General features: G+C 72.4%; 14 protein-coding genes and 1 tRNA gene. 7 read left to right on the top strand and 8 right to left on the bottom strand.

Annotation, left to right across the window (positions count from 1 at the left end; genetic code table 11):
* Positions 1-520: 520 nt before the first annotated feature.
* Positions 521-604 (top strand) — tRNA-Leu (locus LMU33_RS18760).
* A 573-nt stretch (positions 605-1,177) separates the two neighbouring features.
* On the opposite strand, the gene LMU33_RS18755 is transcribed toward LMU33_RS18760, so the two are convergent.
* On the bottom strand, positions 1,178-1,966 hold the full coding sequence (locus LMU33_RS18755) for an Fpg/Nei family DNA glycosylase (RefSeq protein WP_228621596.1): 789 nt from the start codon (positions 1,964-1,966) through the stop codon (positions 1,178-1,180).
* Between the two features lie 436 nt (positions 1,967-2,402).
* Between LMU33_RS18755 and LMU33_RS18750 the strand changes: the two genes are divergently transcribed.
* The 3 genes from LMU33_RS18750 (at position 2,403) to LMU33_RS18740 (ending at position 5,217) form a co-directional block, all read left to right on the top strand.
* The gene (locus LMU33_RS18750) at positions 2,403-3,836 is read left to right on the top strand and encodes a DUF2252 domain-containing protein (protein ID WP_228621594.1); all 1,434 of its coding nucleotides are present in this window, start codon (positions 2,403-2,405) and stop codon (positions 3,834-3,836) included.
* Between the two features lie 178 nt (positions 3,837-4,014).
* Positions 4,015-4,821 (top strand): hypothetical protein, encoded by an 807-nt coding sequence (locus LMU33_RS18745; protein ID WP_228621592.1) that lies wholly within the window; start codon positions 4,015-4,017, stop codon positions 4,819-4,821.
* A 66-nt stretch (positions 4,822-4,887) separates the two neighbouring features.
* Positions 4,888-5,217, top strand: a complete 330-nt coding sequence (locus LMU33_RS18740; protein WP_228621703.1) for a rhodanese-like domain-containing protein — start codon at positions 4,888-4,890, stop codon at positions 5,215-5,217.
* Between the two features lie 32 nt (positions 5,218-5,249).
* On the opposite strand, the gene LMU33_RS18735 is transcribed toward LMU33_RS18740, so the two are convergent.
* The 6 genes from LMU33_RS18735 to paaA form a co-directional block, all read right to left on the bottom strand.
* Positions 5,250-6,392, bottom strand: coding sequence for an acyl-CoA dehydrogenase family protein (locus LMU33_RS18735; protein ID WP_228621591.1), 1,143 nt, complete (start codon positions 6,390-6,392; stop codon positions 5,250-5,252).
* A gap of 175 nt (positions 6,393-6,567) precedes the next feature.
* Positions 6,568-7,632 (bottom strand): 2Fe-2S iron-sulfur cluster-binding protein, encoded by a 1,065-nt coding sequence (locus LMU33_RS18730; protein WP_228621589.1) that lies wholly within the window; start codon positions 7,630-7,632, stop codon positions 6,568-6,570.
* Positions 7,632-8,183: a 1,2-phenylacetyl-CoA epoxidase subunit PaaD gene (gene paaD / locus LMU33_RS18725; protein ID WP_228621587.1), complete on the bottom strand. Its 552-nt coding sequence runs from the start codon at positions 8,181-8,183 to the stop codon at positions 7,632-7,634. The genes LMU33_RS18730 and paaD overlap by 1 nt, the downstream gene beginning before the upstream one ends.
* Positions 8,177-8,896: a 1,2-phenylacetyl-CoA epoxidase subunit PaaC gene (gene paaC / locus LMU33_RS18720; protein ID WP_228621585.1), complete on the bottom strand. Its 720-nt coding sequence runs from the start codon at positions 8,894-8,896 to the stop codon at positions 8,177-8,179. The genes paaD and paaC overlap by 7 nt, the downstream gene beginning before the upstream one ends.
* Positions 8,893-9,180, bottom strand: coding sequence for a 1,2-phenylacetyl-CoA epoxidase subunit PaaB (paaB, locus tag LMU33_RS18715; protein WP_014673816.1), 288 nt, complete (start codon positions 9,178-9,180; stop codon positions 8,893-8,895). The genes paaC and paaB overlap by 4 nt, the downstream gene beginning before the upstream one ends.
* Complete coding sequence (gene paaA / locus LMU33_RS18710; protein WP_228621583.1) at positions 9,177-10,235, bottom strand: 1,2-phenylacetyl-CoA epoxidase subunit PaaA; 1,059 nt, start codon at positions 10,233-10,235, stop codon at positions 9,177-9,179. The genes paaB and paaA overlap by 4 nt, the downstream gene beginning before the upstream one ends.
* Positions 10,236-10,594: 359 nt before the next feature.
* Between paaA and LMU33_RS18705 the strand changes: the two genes are divergently transcribed.
* Genes LMU33_RS18705 through LMU33_RS18695 form a run of 3 tightly spaced genes read left to right on the top strand, consistent with a single transcriptional unit; the run spans position 10,595 to position 13,484 of the window.
* On the top strand, positions 10,595-11,506 hold the full coding sequence (locus LMU33_RS18705) for a DUF5819 family protein (protein ID WP_228621581.1): 912 nt from the start codon (positions 10,595-10,597) through the stop codon (positions 11,504-11,506).
* Positions 11,503-12,732: an HTTM domain-containing protein gene (locus LMU33_RS18700; RefSeq protein ID WP_228621579.1), complete on the top strand. Its 1,230-nt coding sequence runs from the start codon at positions 11,503-11,505 to the stop codon at positions 12,730-12,732. The genes LMU33_RS18705 and LMU33_RS18700 overlap by 4 nt, the downstream gene beginning before the upstream one ends.
* On the top strand, positions 12,729-13,484 hold the full coding sequence (locus LMU33_RS18695; protein ID WP_228621577.1) for a TrmH family RNA methyltransferase: 756 nt from the start codon (positions 12,729-12,731) through the stop codon (positions 13,482-13,484). Before LMU33_RS18700 ends, LMU33_RS18695 begins: the two co-directional genes overlap by 4 nt.
* On the opposite strand, the gene paaN is transcribed toward LMU33_RS18695, so the two are convergent.
* Positions 13,481-15,172 carry a phenylacetic acid degradation protein PaaN gene (paaN, locus tag LMU33_RS18690; RefSeq protein ID WP_228621575.1) on the bottom strand — a complete coding sequence of 564 codons (1,692 nt, stop codon included), beginning with the start codon at positions 15,170-15,172 and terminating at the stop codon, positions 13,481-13,483. The two genes, LMU33_RS18695 and paaN, sit on opposite strands and share 4 nt — an antisense overlap.
* Between the last annotated feature and the right edge of the window lie 30 nt (positions 15,173-15,202).

Raw genomic sequence — 15,202 nt, 5'->3', positions numbered from 1 at the left:
TCGAACTCCCGGTGCGCACTCCTGCTGCCATGGATCGTAGAGGGGGGCGAAGACCAGTGTCCCGCACCTGGCTGTGGACCCGGACCCCCTCCTGGGGAGATGCCGGGGACCGGTACGAGGTTGATACGTGAAGCGAGTCTGCTTGATACGTGGGGGAGGGAGGCGGCGGGGGTGGGATGTGGGTTTGAAGTGAGTGGGGGGCGGCTTGGGGTGACTGGGGTTGTTGGTGGGTGGTTGGTCGGCCACGGGCGGGCTGGATCGAGCCGGGGGAGGAGCGGGCTGAGCTGGGTCGGGCTGGGGTGAGGGCGGCTGGGACCGGACTGGAGAGAGCGGGCTCGGCCGGCGGGTGGGAGCGGGCGGGGGTGCGGCGGGGCTGGGGCGTTTCGGGGTGCGCGGTCCCGGGTCCGGGGCGGTCTCGGGCCGGGGGAAGGGATGTGAACCCACCCCGTACGGCGTGCTAATGTTCTGGGTGTCGGAAGGGGCCGGCCCGAAAGGGCAGGAGCCGGAAGACACACCCAATGCGCGGGTGGCGGAATAGGCAGACGCGCTGGATTCAGGTTCCAGTGCCCGCAAGGGCGTGGGGGTTCAACTCCCCCCTCGCGCACAGAGACGACACGGGTCTCTGCCAGTGACGGAAGTCACCGGCAGAGGCCCGTTTCGCGTTGTGCTCGCGGATGTGGCGTTGTGGCCGACGTGGCCGACAAGGGTGGCCGACCAAGGTGTCCGACGTGACGGACGTGAGGGATCGCACAGGGGGGTGTGCGGGGGCAGTCCGTCGGTACGTCGGTCTGACGGTGAGCTATCTCACGGAAGATGGCGGGGGCGGTTGGGCGATTGGGCGTCTGGGGCCGTTGGGGCCTGCGGTCGGCTAAGTCTTTGGCCGGTTGGCCGGCTGGGCGCTGGGGCGGTTGGGATCTGGGGTCGCTAGGTCTCTGGGGCGGCTGGGGCTGTGTGCGTGGAGCGCGGGGTCGGGGGGTGCCGGTCGTGCGCGGGCGCGGGCCGGGGTTACCAGTTGTGCGCAGGGCGCGTTGATCGGGCGGGGCTGTCATGCGGCGCGGCGGGGGCGGGTGACCGGTTGGGGCCGGTGGTGCGGCGGGGCGCGTGACCGGGTAACGGCCGGTGGTGCCGTGGGGGCGAGGAGACCGGGCGGGGGCCGGGTCTTCGGTCCTCCCGGGGTTCAGGTCCCGTCCGGCTGACACCGCGGGCACCACACCGTGCCGCGGCCTGCCAGGCGGGAGCGGCGCAGGTGGGTGCGGCAGCGGGGGCAGATCGGGTCGGGGTCGTCGCGGTGGCCGGTGAGCCACGCGTCGCGCGGTGGGACGCAGCCGGCGGTGACCGCGGAACGCAGCGTGCGCCGCATGTGGGTGTACAGGTGCCGGCGTTCGCTCTCCGTCAGTTCCCCGGCCCGGGCGCGGGGGTGCAGCCCGGCACGCCACAGGATCTCGTCGGCGAGCAGATTGCCGAGCCCGGCCAGCACGGACTGGTCGGTCAGCGCGGTCTTGAGATGACCCCGGCGTGCGCGGAGCACGGCCTCGAAGTCCGCACGGTCCACTGCCAGCGCGTCGGGACCCTGACGGTCCAGCAGCCGGGCCACGGCGGAGTCGTCGTCGGCCAGCCAGAGGCCCTGGAGCTTGCGCTGGTCGCGGTACCGGAGCTGGCGGTCGCCGCTCAGGCCGAACAGGACGCGGTCGTGGGCCTCCACGGCGTCGTCGGGACGGGCACAGAGCAGCCGGCCGGTCATGCCGAAGTGCAGCAGGACGGTGGGACCGCCGGTGTGGGCGAGCAGCCACTTGCCGTGCCGCTCCGGCTCGGTGAACCGCCGGCCCTCCAGCGCGCCGCGCAGCCGTCGTGCGCTCACCCCGTGCAGTACGCCCGCGTCGCGCACGTCGACGCGGCGGATTTCCCTGCCCTTCGCGCAGGACTCGAGCACTCTGCGGAAACTCTCGACGTCCGGCAGCTCAGGCACGGCGGACACCGCCCGGCGCGAGATGGGCGGAGCCCGTTGGAGCCGGAGTCGGCGCCGCAGCGGACGGGGTCGCAGACGCTCCCTTCTGCCTCAGGTCCACGGCGGCCTCCTAGCTGAGCTCGGCCGGTGCCGGTGCCGGTGCCGGTGCCGATGGAGATGGAGATGGAGATGGCGAGGCGACATCAATACCGATGCCGATGCCGGCGGCCGCCCCTCCCGAGTGCCCTGCACGTTGCCTTTCGTACCGTTCGCCTCCCCCGCTCCGCTCGACGAGAGCTTCCTCACATGCCGCTGGGCGGCTCGCTGTGCGGCGCAGGTTGTCCACAGGGCGTTGTCCACAGGGTCTGACGCGTTCCGGGCGTCGGCTGTACGGTCTGCACGAGTTGATGTTCGTGTCGATGTTCGTGCCGAAGGGCGTTCGGGGGAGGCGGTCGCGGTGACCGGAACCGGTCGGGAAGTGCTGGCGGACGCGGGGGACCGGGAGACGCTTCGGCTGCCGTGGGTGCGCGGGTTCGCCCAGTGGCCGCGACAGGGCTCGCCCAAGGAGGAGGGCAAGGCGCTGCGCAGGAGCGTGCCGCGCAGCGCGCACCGCACGCTCGACCTGGACGCCGCCCGCCCCGACGCGGTGAGCGCGGTCATCGAGTCCAACGCCGGCCGTATAGCGGAGCTGACCCCCATCCGCGTCGGACGAATGGCCGCGACCCCCTTCGCCTTCCTGCGCGGCTCGGCCGGGCTCATGGCGTACGACCTGGCCCGCACCCCCATGACCAGGATCGGCACCCAGATATGCGGAGACGCGCACGCGGCCAACTTCGGCCTGTACGGCGACCACCGCGGCGACCTGGTCATCGACCTCAACGACTTCGACGAGACCGTGCACGGCCCCTGGGAGTGGGATCTGAAGCGGCTCGCCGCGTCGCTGGTGCTCGCCGGGCGGGAGGCCGGCGCCGACGAGGACACCTGCCGTGCGGCCGCGCAGGACGCGGTCGGCGCCTACCGCCGCACCATGCGCCTGCTCGCCAAGCTGCCGGTGCTGGACGCGTGGAACGCCATCGCGGACGAGGAACTGGTCTCCCACACCGACGCCCACGATCTGCTCGGCACCCTGCAGCGGGTCTCGGAGAAGGCCCGCGCCAACACCAGCGGCCGGTTCGCGGCGAAGTCGACCGAGACGGCGGCGGACGGCGGACGCCGCTTCGTGGACGCCTCACCCGTCCTGCGCCGCATCCCGGACGCCGAGGCGGCGGCGGTCGCGGCGTCCCTGGAGGAGTACCTGACGACGCTGTCCGAGGACCGGCACCCCCTGCTCGCCCGGCACGCCGTCCACGACGTGGCCTTCCGAGTGGTCGGCACCGGCAGCGTCGGCACCCGGTCCTACGTCGTCCTCCTCCTCGACCACCGTGAGCAGCCGCTGGTCCTCCAGGTGAAGGAGGCCCGTCCCTCCGCGCTCGTCCCGCATCTGGCCACGGCCGGCTTCGAGGCGCCGCCGGTGGAACACGAGGGCCGCCGGGTCGTCCTCGGCCAGAAGCGGATGCAGGTGGTCAGCGACATCCTCCTCGGCTGGACCACCGTCGACGGCCGTCCCTTCCAGGTCCGTCAGTTCCGCAACCGCAAGGGCAGCGTCGACCCCGCCGCGCTCGCCGCCGACCAGATAGACGACTACGGCCGCATGACCGGCGCCCTGCTGGCCCGCGCCCACTCCCACAGCGCCGACCCCCGCCTGATCGCCGGTTACTGCGGCAAGAACGAGGAACTGGACGAGGCGACAGCCGCCTTCGCCGTCACCTACGCCGACCGCACCGAGGCCGACCACGCCGAACTGGTCACGGGCATCCGGTCGGGACGGATCGCGGCGGAGCTGGGCGTGTGAGGCGGGGCGGGGCTTTCCCAGGCGGAAGTGCAGCGTCCCGAAGGGGCGCGGGGCTCTGGCGACATGCGCTCCGCCCCGTGGGCACGAGCAACACGACGGGCTCGCAGTCGGCAGACGACCGGGAGCCGTGCGGCGCCCTAGGGCGCCGGGCCGCATCCATACCGCCTACCCTGTTCGCGTGACGACCCCCGATGCCGAACAGTCCCCGCGCCCCGAGGAGCGGCTCGAGCAGGCCGTGCGGGCCGCCGAGCAGGCGTTGATCGAGTACGAGATCGCCGTGGAGACGTTCCGCGTCGAGGTCGAGAACTTCTCCCGGCTGCACGAACAGCGCCTCGGCCCGCTCTACGCCCGCATCGAGGTGCTGGACGCCGAGATCGCCGAGGCCAGAGCCGCCCGCACCGGCGACCCGGAGGACATCCGCCATGCCGAGGAGGCCCGCGCGCGTGTCATGCCGATCCCCGGCGTGGAGGAGCTGCTGCACGGATGGATGGACGGCCACGGCCTGTTCCCGGAAGCCGCCGCCATGCTGACCGAACAGGCCGTACGTCCCCCGGAGCGGGTGCGGCCCAGCGAGGAGGCCCGCAGGCTCTACCGCGAGCTGGCCCGCAAGGCGCACCCCGACCTCGTACAGGAGGAAGAGGAGCGGAAGCGGCGCGAGGAGTTCCTCAGCCGCGTCAACGCCGCCTACGCCCGCGGCGACGAGACCCTGCTGAAGGAACTGGCCGAGGAGTGGGCGGCCGGCCCGGTGCCCCCCGAGCGGCGCCCCAGTCCGGCCGAGGAGCTGTACGCCCGTCTCGAATGGCTCGCCCAGCGCAAGGAACTGCTCACCCTCGTCGCCCGTGAACTGGAGGAGGGCGCGATCGCCGGCATGCTCCGGCTCGCCCCGGACGACCCCGACGGGCTGCTCGAGGAGATCGCCGCCAGGCTGCGCTCCGACATCGCCCAGCGGGAGGCGGAGCTGGCGGCCCTGCTGGGGCAGGGCTGAGCCGCGGCTCGTTTCGTCCGGCTGCGGGGACCGGGTAGCGTCGGGGACATGAGTTTCGGAGCTGGTGTGCCCACGGTCGAGGTCACGGACCTCAAGGACGACGACTTCCTGCTGGACGTCCGCGAGGACGACGAATGGCAGGCGGGCCATGCCGAGGGAGCGCTGCACATCCCCATCAGCGAGTTCGTCGCCCGCTACGGCGAGCTGACCGAGGCCGCCCCGCAGGACGGCCGTGTCCACGTCATCTGCCGCTCCGGCGGCCGCTCGGCGCAGGTCACCATGTACCTGGTCCAGCAGGGCATCGACGCGGTCAACGTCGACGGCGGCATGCAGGTCTGGCAGGCCGCGGGCCGCCCGGTGATCACCGACGACGGCCGGCCCGGCTTCGTCCTGTAGCTCGCCCCGCCTGCTGCCCGGGGGCCGCGCGGTCAGGCCAGCGGATGGGCGGCCAGCAGATCGCCGAGCCGCTCCTCGTACGCCGCCGCCGGGCCGAGCGCCAGCTCCAGGTGCTTGGCCCAGGCGTGATAGCGGTGCAGCGGGTAGTCGGTGTCGGCGCCGAACCCACCGTGCAGATGCTGTGCCGTCTGCACCACCCGACGCACCCCCTCCGCCGCCCAGATCTTCGCCACCGCGACATCCCCGGCGGCGGGCAGGGCCCCCGGCGCCCCCGAGGCGATCCGCCAGGCGGCCTGCCAGAGGGTGGCCTCCATGGCGCGCAGATCGATGTACCGGTCCGCGGCCTGCACGGCCACCGCCTGGAACGTCGCGATCGGATACCCGAACTGCTCCCGCTTCCCGGTGTACTCGGCGGTCATCGTCAGCACCCGCTCGGCCAGCCCGAGCGCCAGCGCGCAGCTGCCGGTGACGAGCAGCGCGTGCAGCCACTCCCAGGCCCCGTCGGCCTCGATGACACCGCCCGGGTCGATCCGCACGGACGTGAGCCGCACCTCGGCCAGCCGCTCCCCGCTGGTCGACACCTGCTCGGCGAGCACCACCCCGTCCTGCTCGCGCGGTACCAGCGCGAGCACGGTCCGCTCGGCTGCCGTGCCGTCGAGATGCGCCGGTACGACGACGAGGTCCGCGTCGTACGCCCACGGCACCGCCGTCTGCACCCCGTCCAGCACCCAGACCGGACCGTCCCGCCGTGCGCCGACGGCCAGTTCGGCCGGGTCGTGTCCGGTACGGCCGTTCGTCGCGACGGTCAGCACCAGTTCACCCCGCCCGGCCGGCGCCAGCACGCGGCCCGTCAACTCCGCGCCCCCGTATGCCTGTACGGCGGCTGCCGCCGCGCTGTGCTCCAGCAGCGGCACCCGGGCGAGCACCTTGGCGGCCTCCCGCAGCACCAGGCACAGCACGATCGCGTCCAGGCCGGAACCGCCGTACGCCTCGTCGAGCAGCAGGCTCAGCAGGTCCGCGTCGGCCAGTTGGGACCACAGCCCCCGGTCGAAGCCCTCGGCCACGGCACCGGTGGTGAGCGCCGGGCTGGGCACCGCGTCCGGTACCACGCCGCCGAACACCCCGCGCGCCGCCTCGGCCGCCGCCCGCTGCTCCTCGGTGAAGGTGAAGTCCACGGCCTGTCCCTCCGACGGGGTCGGTGATCTGACGGGCCGTCAAGATAGAACAGGTTCTAGAAGAAGGGAATGGCACGGACTCCCGGTCTTCCGGGGCTCCCCTCCCCCCCCCCGGCCCTCCCCCTCCCCACCCCGCCGCATTGGTCTCCTTGCCGAGTTGCCCCCAAACCGGCCCTCAGCGGTCGAAGTCCAGTTCCACCTGCTCGGTCAGCGGATGCGACTGGCAGGCCAGTACATAGCCGGCTTCCGTCTCCTCCGTCTCCAGGGCGAAGTTGCGGTCCATGCGGACCTCGCCGGAGACCAGGAAGGCACGGCACGTCCCGCACACGCCGCCCTTGCAGGCGTAGGGCGCGTCGGGGCGGTTGCGCAGGACCGTCTCCAGCAGCGTCTCGCCGTCGCGCACCGGCCAGGTGCCGCCACGCCCGTCGAGCCGGGCGGTGACCGAGCTGTGCGCGGGGGCCTGGGCGGTCGCGGCCGGGGGCGAGCCCGCGTCCACGTGGAAGATCTCCTGGTGGATACGGGACCGGTCCACGCCCAGCTCGCGCAGCGCCTGCTCCGAGCCCTGCACCAGACCGTACGGGCCGCACAGGAGCCAGCCCGCGACCTCGCCGACCGGCAGCAGCGCGGGCAGCAGCCCGGTGAGCCGCTCACGGTCGAGCCGGCCGGACGGCAGACCCGCCTGCTGCTCCTCGCGGGAGAGCACGGTCACCAGCTGAAGCCGCTCGGGATAGCGGTCCTTCAGGTCGGCGACCTCCTCCAGGAACATCGTCGAGGCGGCGGTGCGGTCGCTGCGTATCAGGCAGAACCGGGCCGCCGGCTCGCGGGCCAGCAGCGTGGAGACGATGGACAGCACGGGGGTGATGCCGCTGCCGCCGACGACCGCCGCGTACAGCCCCGGTGCCGGTTCCAGGGTGAAGCGGCCGGCCGGGGTCATCACCTCAAGCACGTCGCCGACGTTGATCTCCTTCAGCGCGTACGCGGAGAAGGCTCCGCCCTCCACCAGGCGCACGCCCACCCGCAGGGTGTCGGGGCCCGCGCCGGCCGGGTCGGGCGCGGGAGAGCAGATCGAGTAGGTGCGCCGTATCTCGGTGCCGTCGACCTGCCGGCGCAGCGCGAGGTGCTGGCCGGGTGCGTGCCGGTACTCCTCGCGCAGCTCGGGCCGGACGGCGAAGGTGAGGGCGACGGAGTCGTCGGTGATCCGGTCGACCTCGGCCACCGGGAGCGGGTGGAAGCGAGCCATCACAACTCCTTGAAGTGGTCGAACGGTTCACGGCAGGCGAGGCAACGGCGCAGTGCCTTGCACGCGGTGGAGGAGAACCTGCTGAGCAGCTCGGTGTCGGCGGAGCCGCAGTGCGGGCAGCGGACGGGCTCGGTGGATGCGTCCTCGGTGCGGCTCGCGGCCTCGGAGGCGGCCCGGGTCGGGCCGAGGGTCAGCGGGACCGGGCCGGAGGCTGTGCGCACGCGCGGGGGAGCGATGCCGAACTCCCGGAGTTTGCGTCGCCCTTCGGGGCTGATGTCGTCGGTGGTCCAGGCGGGGCTGAGTACCGTGCGGACCGTGACCTCGTGCATGCCGTGGGCGCGCAGCACCCGTTCGATGTCCACGCTCATCGCCTCGATGGCGGGGCAGCCGGTGTAGGTGGGCGTCAGGTCGACCTCGACCGTGCCGGGGCCCTGGAGCCGCACCGCGCGCACCACGCCGAGCTCCTGGAGTGTGAGCACCGGCAGTTCGGGGTCGGGTACCGAGCCCGCCAGCTCCAGCAGCTCCGTCTCCAGGGCGGTGGCGGTCACCATGTCGCCCCCGGGTGGCTGCGGTGCAGATGCTGCATCTCGGCGAGCATCCGGCCGAAGGGTTCGGTGTGCAGGCCCTGTCGGCCGGCGCCGGCCGACCAGGCGCCGGTGCGCGGTCCTTCGGGGAGGGGGAGCGTGGCCCGGCCGAGGATGTCCTGGACGGAGTCCTGCCACTGCTCGTCCAGGCGGGTCCAGTCGGCGTCGAGGCCCTCCACCGGCTGGAACATCTCCCCGGTGAACTTCCACAGGGCCCCGCAGGCGCGGCGCATCCGCTCGTGGCTGGTCTGCGTGCCGTCGCCGAGGCGGAGCGTCCACTGCTCGGCGTGGTCGCGGTGGTAGGCGACCTCCTTGACCGCCTTCGCGGCGAGGGGTGCGAACGGGCCGTCGCCTGCGGCCAGTTCGGCATAGAGCAGCTGCTGGTAGGTGGAGAAGTACAGCTGGCGCACGATCGTGTGGGCGAAGTCGCCGTTCGGCTGCTCCACCAGCTGGAGGTTGCGGAAGGCCCGCTCCTCGCGCAGGTAGGCCAGTTCGTCCTCGTCGCCGGCCATGGACAGCAGCACCCGGGCCTGGCCGAGCAGGTCGAGGGCGATGTTGGCGAGGGCGACCTCCTCCTCCAGGACGGGGGCGTTCCCGGCCCACTCCCCCAGCCGGTGGGAGAGCACCAGGGCGTCGTCGCCGAGGGCGAGGGCGGCGGTCACCGGGACGGTGGCGGTCACAGGTGCTTCACCCCTTCCGGGATCTCGTAGAAGGTCGGGTGCCGGTAGGGCTTGTCGGCGGCCGGTTCGAAGAAGGGGTCCTTCTCGTCCGGTGACGACGCGGTGATCGCGGCGGCCGGGACGACCCAGATGGAGACTCCCTCGCCGCGGCGGGTGTACAGGTCGCGGGCGTTGCGCAGGGCCAGTTCGGCGTCGGGGGCGTGCAGGCTGCCGGCGTGGGTGTGGGAGAGGCCGCGCCGGGAGCGCACGAAGACCTCCCACAGGGGCCAGTCGGTGGTGCTCATGCTCGCTCCGCTTCTGTCGCGTGGTCTGTCTCGTGTGCCGTCGCGCCAATGCCGGTGGTACCGGTGGTGCCACCGGTGTGCTTGGCCGCGTAGGCGGCGGCCGCTTCCCGCACCCACGCGCCCTCGTCGTGGGCGCGCCTGCGCTGGCTGATCCGCTGTTCGTTGCACGGACCGTTGCCCTTGAGGACCTCCCAGAACTCAGTCCAGTCGATCGGGCCGAAGTCGTAGTGCCCGCGATCCTCGTTCCACAGCAGGTCCGGGTCGGGGAGGGTGAGGCCCAGGGACTCGGCCTGGGGGACGCAGATGTCGACGAAGCGCTGGCGCAGCTCGTCGTTGGAGTGGCGTTTGATCTTCCATTCCATCGACTGCGCGGAGTGCTGGGACTCGTCGTCGGGCGGGCCGAACATCATCAGCGACGGCCACCACCAGCGGTCGACCGCGTCCTGCGCCATCGCGTGCTGCTCGGGTGTGCCCTTGCTGAGGGCCAGCAGCAGTTCGTAGCCCTGGCGCTGGTGGAAGGACTCCTCCTTGCAGATCCGTACCATCGCGCGGGCGTAGGGGCCGTAGGAGCAGCGGCACAGCGGAACCTGGTTGGTGATCGCGGCGCCGTCCACGAGCCAGCCGATCGCGCCGACGTCGGCCCAGGTCAGAGTCGGGTAGTTGAAGATCGAGGAGTACTTCTGGCGGCCGCTGTGCAGCTTGTCGAGCAGCTCGTCGCGGCCGGTGCCGAGGGTCTCGGCCGCGCTGTACAGGTACAGGCCGTGGCCGGCCTCGTCCTGGACCTTGGCCATGAGGATCGCCTTGCGGCGCAGGGAGGGCGCGCGGGTGATCCAGTTGGCCTCCGGCTGCATGCCGATGATCTCGGAGTGCGCGTGCTGGGCGATCTGCCGGACCAGGGTGGCGCGGTAGGCGTCGGGCATCCAGTCGCGCGGTTCGATGCGTTCGTCGGCCGCCACGGCCGCGTCGAAGGCGTGCTGGAAGGCCGCCGTGTCGACGGTGTCCGGTGCGCCGTCCGCCTCCGTGCGGGCCGTGCGCTGCGCGGCTGCTGTGGCCATGCGGTCCCCCTGACCTCGGGCTCTGCGGTTGATCTGTCCCGACCGATCGTTCGGTCCGTGCGGCATCAATGGTGTGCCGGGCCGCAGTGGGGTGTCAACCGCTGTGGAAAACTCGGGCGGGCCGCCTGTGGACAACGTGCGGGAGGGCAGGTGGTGCGGGGTGTCGAGCCGTACCGCGTGGCGAGGACCACGGCCGTGGCTCGTACCCGGGGCTGCGCCCGGCAGCCTGGGCTGAGTACCGTTTCGTGCTGACGCTGAGGAGTGGCGTACGTGAGGGGTGGGGCGCTCGTGGCAGGCGCAGCATCACTGAGCTGGACCACTGAACCGAACGACTGATCCGAAACGGGGGACGGGGCGGAATGGACGCGTACGACGAGGACCCAGGGGGCCGACCCGACCCCGGTGGGTCGGCCAGGGCGCGTCTGACGGAGGGTTCCCCGGCCGACGCCGGCTCCCCGGCCGACACGGAATCCCGGGCCGACACCGGCTCCTCGGCCGACACCGGCGCCCCGGCAGACACGGATTCCCGGGCCGACGTGGATTCCCGGACGGGCGCGGCTGCCGTCGGCGGTCCGGGTGCCGCGGCCCATGGAGCCGAGGCCCCCGTGCCGCCCCCCGCGCCCCGTACCGGCGTGGCAGCCCTCTCCCCCCGCTACCAGGTCGCCGCGGCGCTGGCGCTCGCCGTGATCGGTGTCGCCGCCGGTGTGCATCTGCTGATGGTGTTCCTCAGCCTCGCCCCCGCGAACACGGTGACCAAGCAGCACGGCAAGGCCGTCGAGGAATGGGTGTTCCCGGAGTTCGAGCAGAACTGGAAGCTGTTTGCGCCCAACCCGCTGCAGCAGAACATCGCCGTCCAGGTGCGCGCCGTGGTGCGGGCGAAGGAGGGCGGGCTGCGCACGACCGGGTGGACCGACCTCTCCGCCCAGGACGGCGCCGCCATAGACGGCAACCCGGTGCCGAGCCACACCCAGCAGAACGAGCTGCGCCGCGCCTGGGACTTCTTCACCGCCACGCACAGCGTCGACAACCGGGCCGTGGGTATGCGCGGCTCCCTCTCCGAGCAGTACCTGCGCCGGATCGTGGTGATGCGTCTGTACCGCACCTATCCGGCCGACCGCGACGGCGTCATCCAGCGCGTGCAGATCCGCTCGAGCACCAGCAATGTGCAGCCGCCCGAGTGGAGCCATGAGCGCGTGTCCGACAAGCCCGTCTACCGCGTGCTGCCCTGGTGGACCGTGACGGCCGACGAGGCAGCGGGAGGTGTGCGGTGAACAGGCTTTCCCTGACCCTCTCGCGCGGTATCGCCCGAGTCACCGAGTCGGCTCTCGGGCCGTACCAGAGCGCCGTGATCCGCATCGGGTTCGCCGGGACCTGGCTGCTGTTCCTGCTGCGCGAGTTCCCGTACCGCCAGGAGCTGTACGGCCCGGCTGGTCCCTGGGGGTGGAACCTCGCCAAGGAGCTGACCGCCGACAACCACGCCTTCACGGCCCTGCTGTGGTCCGACGGGCAGCTGTGGTTCGAGTGCTTCTACCTGCTGGCGATACTCGCCAGTGCGGCGCTGCTGCTCGGCTGGCGCACCCGGACGGCGTCCGTGCTGTTCATGGTGGGCGTGCTGTCGCTGCAGAACCGCAGCGTCTTCGTGGGCGACGGCGGCGACAACGTCTTGCACCTGATGTCCTTCTACCTCGTGTTCACGCGCTGCGGACAGGTGTGGTCCCTGGACGCGCGGCGGGCGGCGCACGCGCAGAGGGCACGCGCGCGTGGCGAGCGGGTCCCTGCCGACCGGGTGGGTCCGGCCCTGTGGGCGGTGTTCGGCCTGGCGCTGCTCCTGGCGGCGTTCACCGGCCGGTTCGACAACGACTGGCTGATTCCCGCGCTGCTGTGGACGGCCTGGGCCGTGCTCGGCCTGTGGTGGGCCGTGGGCCGCTGGGCGAAGTCGCAGCAGCCGCGGATCCTGCTGGACGTCGTCGCCAACGTCCTGCACAACGGCGCCCTGTTCGTGATCATGGCGGAGGCCTGCCTGATCTACGCGACGGCCGGCTGGTACAAGATCCAGGGCTCGCGCTGGCAGGACGGCACCGCCGTCTACTACCCGCTCCACCTGGACTACTTCTCGCCCTGGCCCGGACTCGCGGACCTGATGTCCTCCAGTGGCACGATCATGATGGCCGTCGCCTACGGCACGGTCATGGTGCAGGTCGCCTTCCCGTTCACCCTGTTCAACCGGCGGGTCAAGAACGTCCTGCTGGTGCTGATGATGACCGAGCACGCGATGATCGCGGTCGTGCTCGGCCTGCCGTTCTTCTCGCTGGCGATGATCACCGCGGACGCGGTCTTCCTGCCGACGCCGTTCCTGCGCCGGCTGGGCGCACTGGTCGCACGCGCGCGTGGGCGGCTCGGCCGGGGCCGGCCCGACGACCGCACGGTGCCCGCGCCGCGCTCCCTCGACGTGAGCCCCGAGGAGAGTCCTCAGGGCCGCGTAGGGTTCACCGCATGACCGACCCGCTGACCCGCTGGCGCGAGCACGCCGAAGACGCCGTGCTGCTCGACGGCTTCCACGCCCTCAAGCACGCGCTGCGCTTCGGGGCCGAGGTCCCGGTGGCGGTCACCACCGACCGGCAGGCGGCGCTCGCCCTCGCGGAGGAACTGGCCGGGGACGTACGCGACACGCTCGACGCGTTGCTGGCGCAGGTGCCCGGGGAGACGTACGCCTCCCTCGTCCCGCGGCCCCATCCGACCGGCGTGGCCGCGCTCGCCGTACGGCCGTCCCGCGAGGCCAACCTGCGCAGGCTCGCCCACACGCCCCGCACCGCGCCCGTCGTGGTCCTGGACCATCCGCGCAACCTGGGCAACGCCGGCGCCGTGATCCGGCTGGCCGCCGGTTTCGGCGCGACCGGCGTCGTCACCACGGGCACCCTCGACCCGTGGCATCCCACAGTGGTACGCGGCGGCGCCGGCCTGCACTTCGCGACGGCCGTGGAGCGGCTGGGCGTCGAAGAGCTGCCCCCGGGCCCGGTGTTCGCACTGGACCCCGAGGGCGACGACATCCGGGGCGTGAAGCTCCCGGACGATGCCGTCCTCGCCTTCGGCTCGGAGCGCAGCGGCCTGTCGGCGCAGCTGCGCGCGCGTGCAGACCATCTGCTGCGGCTGCCGATGCGCCCCCAGGTCTCCAGCTACAACCTCGCCACCAGCGTGGCGATGACGCTTTACCACTGGAGCGCGACCGGGGGCGCGCCTGCGGTCTCCTAGGCCTCGCGGCGGACCTCCACCACCCGGAACCGGTTGGCCACGAACGCTCCGTCGCACAGCGCGGCGTTCGCCGCCGGGTTGCCGCCCGAGCCGTGGAAGTCGGAGAACGCGGCGGTCTGGTTCACGTACACCCCGCCGGTCAGGTTGAGCGACAGCTGCGCCGCCTCCTCCAGGCACACTTCCTCGACGGCCTGCTCCACCTCGCTGTCGGTGGTGTAGGCGCCGACCGTCATCGCGCCCTTCTCGCGGACCGTGCGCCGCAGCAGCTCCACCGCGTCGTGCGCAGAGTCGACCGCGACGGCGAAGGAGACGGGCCCGAAGCACTCGCTCATGTAGGCGGCCTCGTCGTCCGGCTTGGCGCCGTCCAGCTTGACGATGACCGGGGTGCGCACGACCGCGCCCGGGAAGTCCGGGTTGCTGATCTCCCGGGAGGCGAGGGCGACTTCGCCGAGGCCGGCGGCGGCCTCCAGACGGGCCTTGACGTCCGGGTTGACGATCGCGCCCAGCAGGGCGTTCGCGCGGGCGTCGTCGCCGAGGAGGCCGTCGACCGCGCGGGCGAGGTCCGCGGTGACCTCGTCGAAGGTCTTGGGGCCCTCGTCGGTGCGGATGCCGTCCCGGGGGATGAGCAGGTTCTGCGGGGTGGTGCACATCTGGCCGCTGTACAGCGACAGCGAGAACGCAAGGTTGGACAGCATGCCCTTGTAGTCGCCGGTGGAGTGCACGATCACCGTGTTGACGCCGGCCTTCTCGGTGTAGACCTGCGCCTGGCGGGCGTTGGCCTCCAGCCAGTCGCCGAAGGACGTCGACCCGGTGTAGTCGATGATCCGGACCTCGGGGCGGGTGGCGAGGGTCTTGGCGATGCCCTCGCCGGGGCGCTCGGCGGCCAGCGCCACCAGGTTCGGGTCGAAGCCCGTCTCGGTGAGCACCTCGCGCGCGACCTGCACGGTGAGTGCGAGCGGCAGCACCGCGCGCGGGTGGGGCTTGACCAGGACCGCGTTGCCGGTGGCCAGGGAGGCGAACAGGCCCGGGTAGCCGTTCCACGTCGGGAAGGTGTTGCAGCCGATGAGCAGGGCGAGGCCGCGCGGAACCGGCGTGAACTGCTTGGTGAGGGCCAGCGGGTCACGCTTGCCCTGCGGCTTGGTCCACTCGGCCGTCTCCGGCGTGCGGACCTGCTCCGCGTACGCGTACGCCACCGCCTCCAGACCACGGTCCTGGGCGTGCGGGCCGCCGGCCTGGAACGCCATCATGAAGGCCTGGCCGCTGGTGTGCATGACGGCGTGCGCGAACTCGTGCGTCCGGTCGCTGATCCGCTTGAGGATCTCCAGGCACACCAGCGCCCGGGTCTCCGCGCCCGCGTCGCGCCAGGCCCGCTGCCCGGCCTTCATCGCGGGGATCAGCACGTCCACGTCCGCGTGCGGGTAGCCGACGCCCAGGTCGATGCCGTACGGCGAGACCTCGTCGCCCACCCAGTCGTCGGTGCCGGGCTGGCCGAGGTCGAGGCGGGTGTTCAGCAGGGCGTCGAAGGCGGCCTTGCCCGCCGCCGCGTCCAGGCTGCCGTTCTCGCCGTAGGCCTTCGGGTGCTCGGGGTGCGGGGACCAGTACGCGCGCGTGCGGATCGCTTCCAGTGCCTGGTCGAGCGTGGGCCGGTGCTTGGCGATCAGCTCGTGCGCGGTCAGTTCGGCGGCCATACGGGACCAACTCCTCGTCTGGAGAACTCT

This window comes from Streptomyces barringtoniae (assembly GCF_020819595.1).
Taxonomy (GTDB): domain Bacteria; phylum Actinomycetota; class Actinomycetes; order Streptomycetales; family Streptomycetaceae; genus Streptomyces; species Streptomyces barringtoniae.
This window is presented reverse-complemented; position numbering and strand designations above follow the sequence as displayed.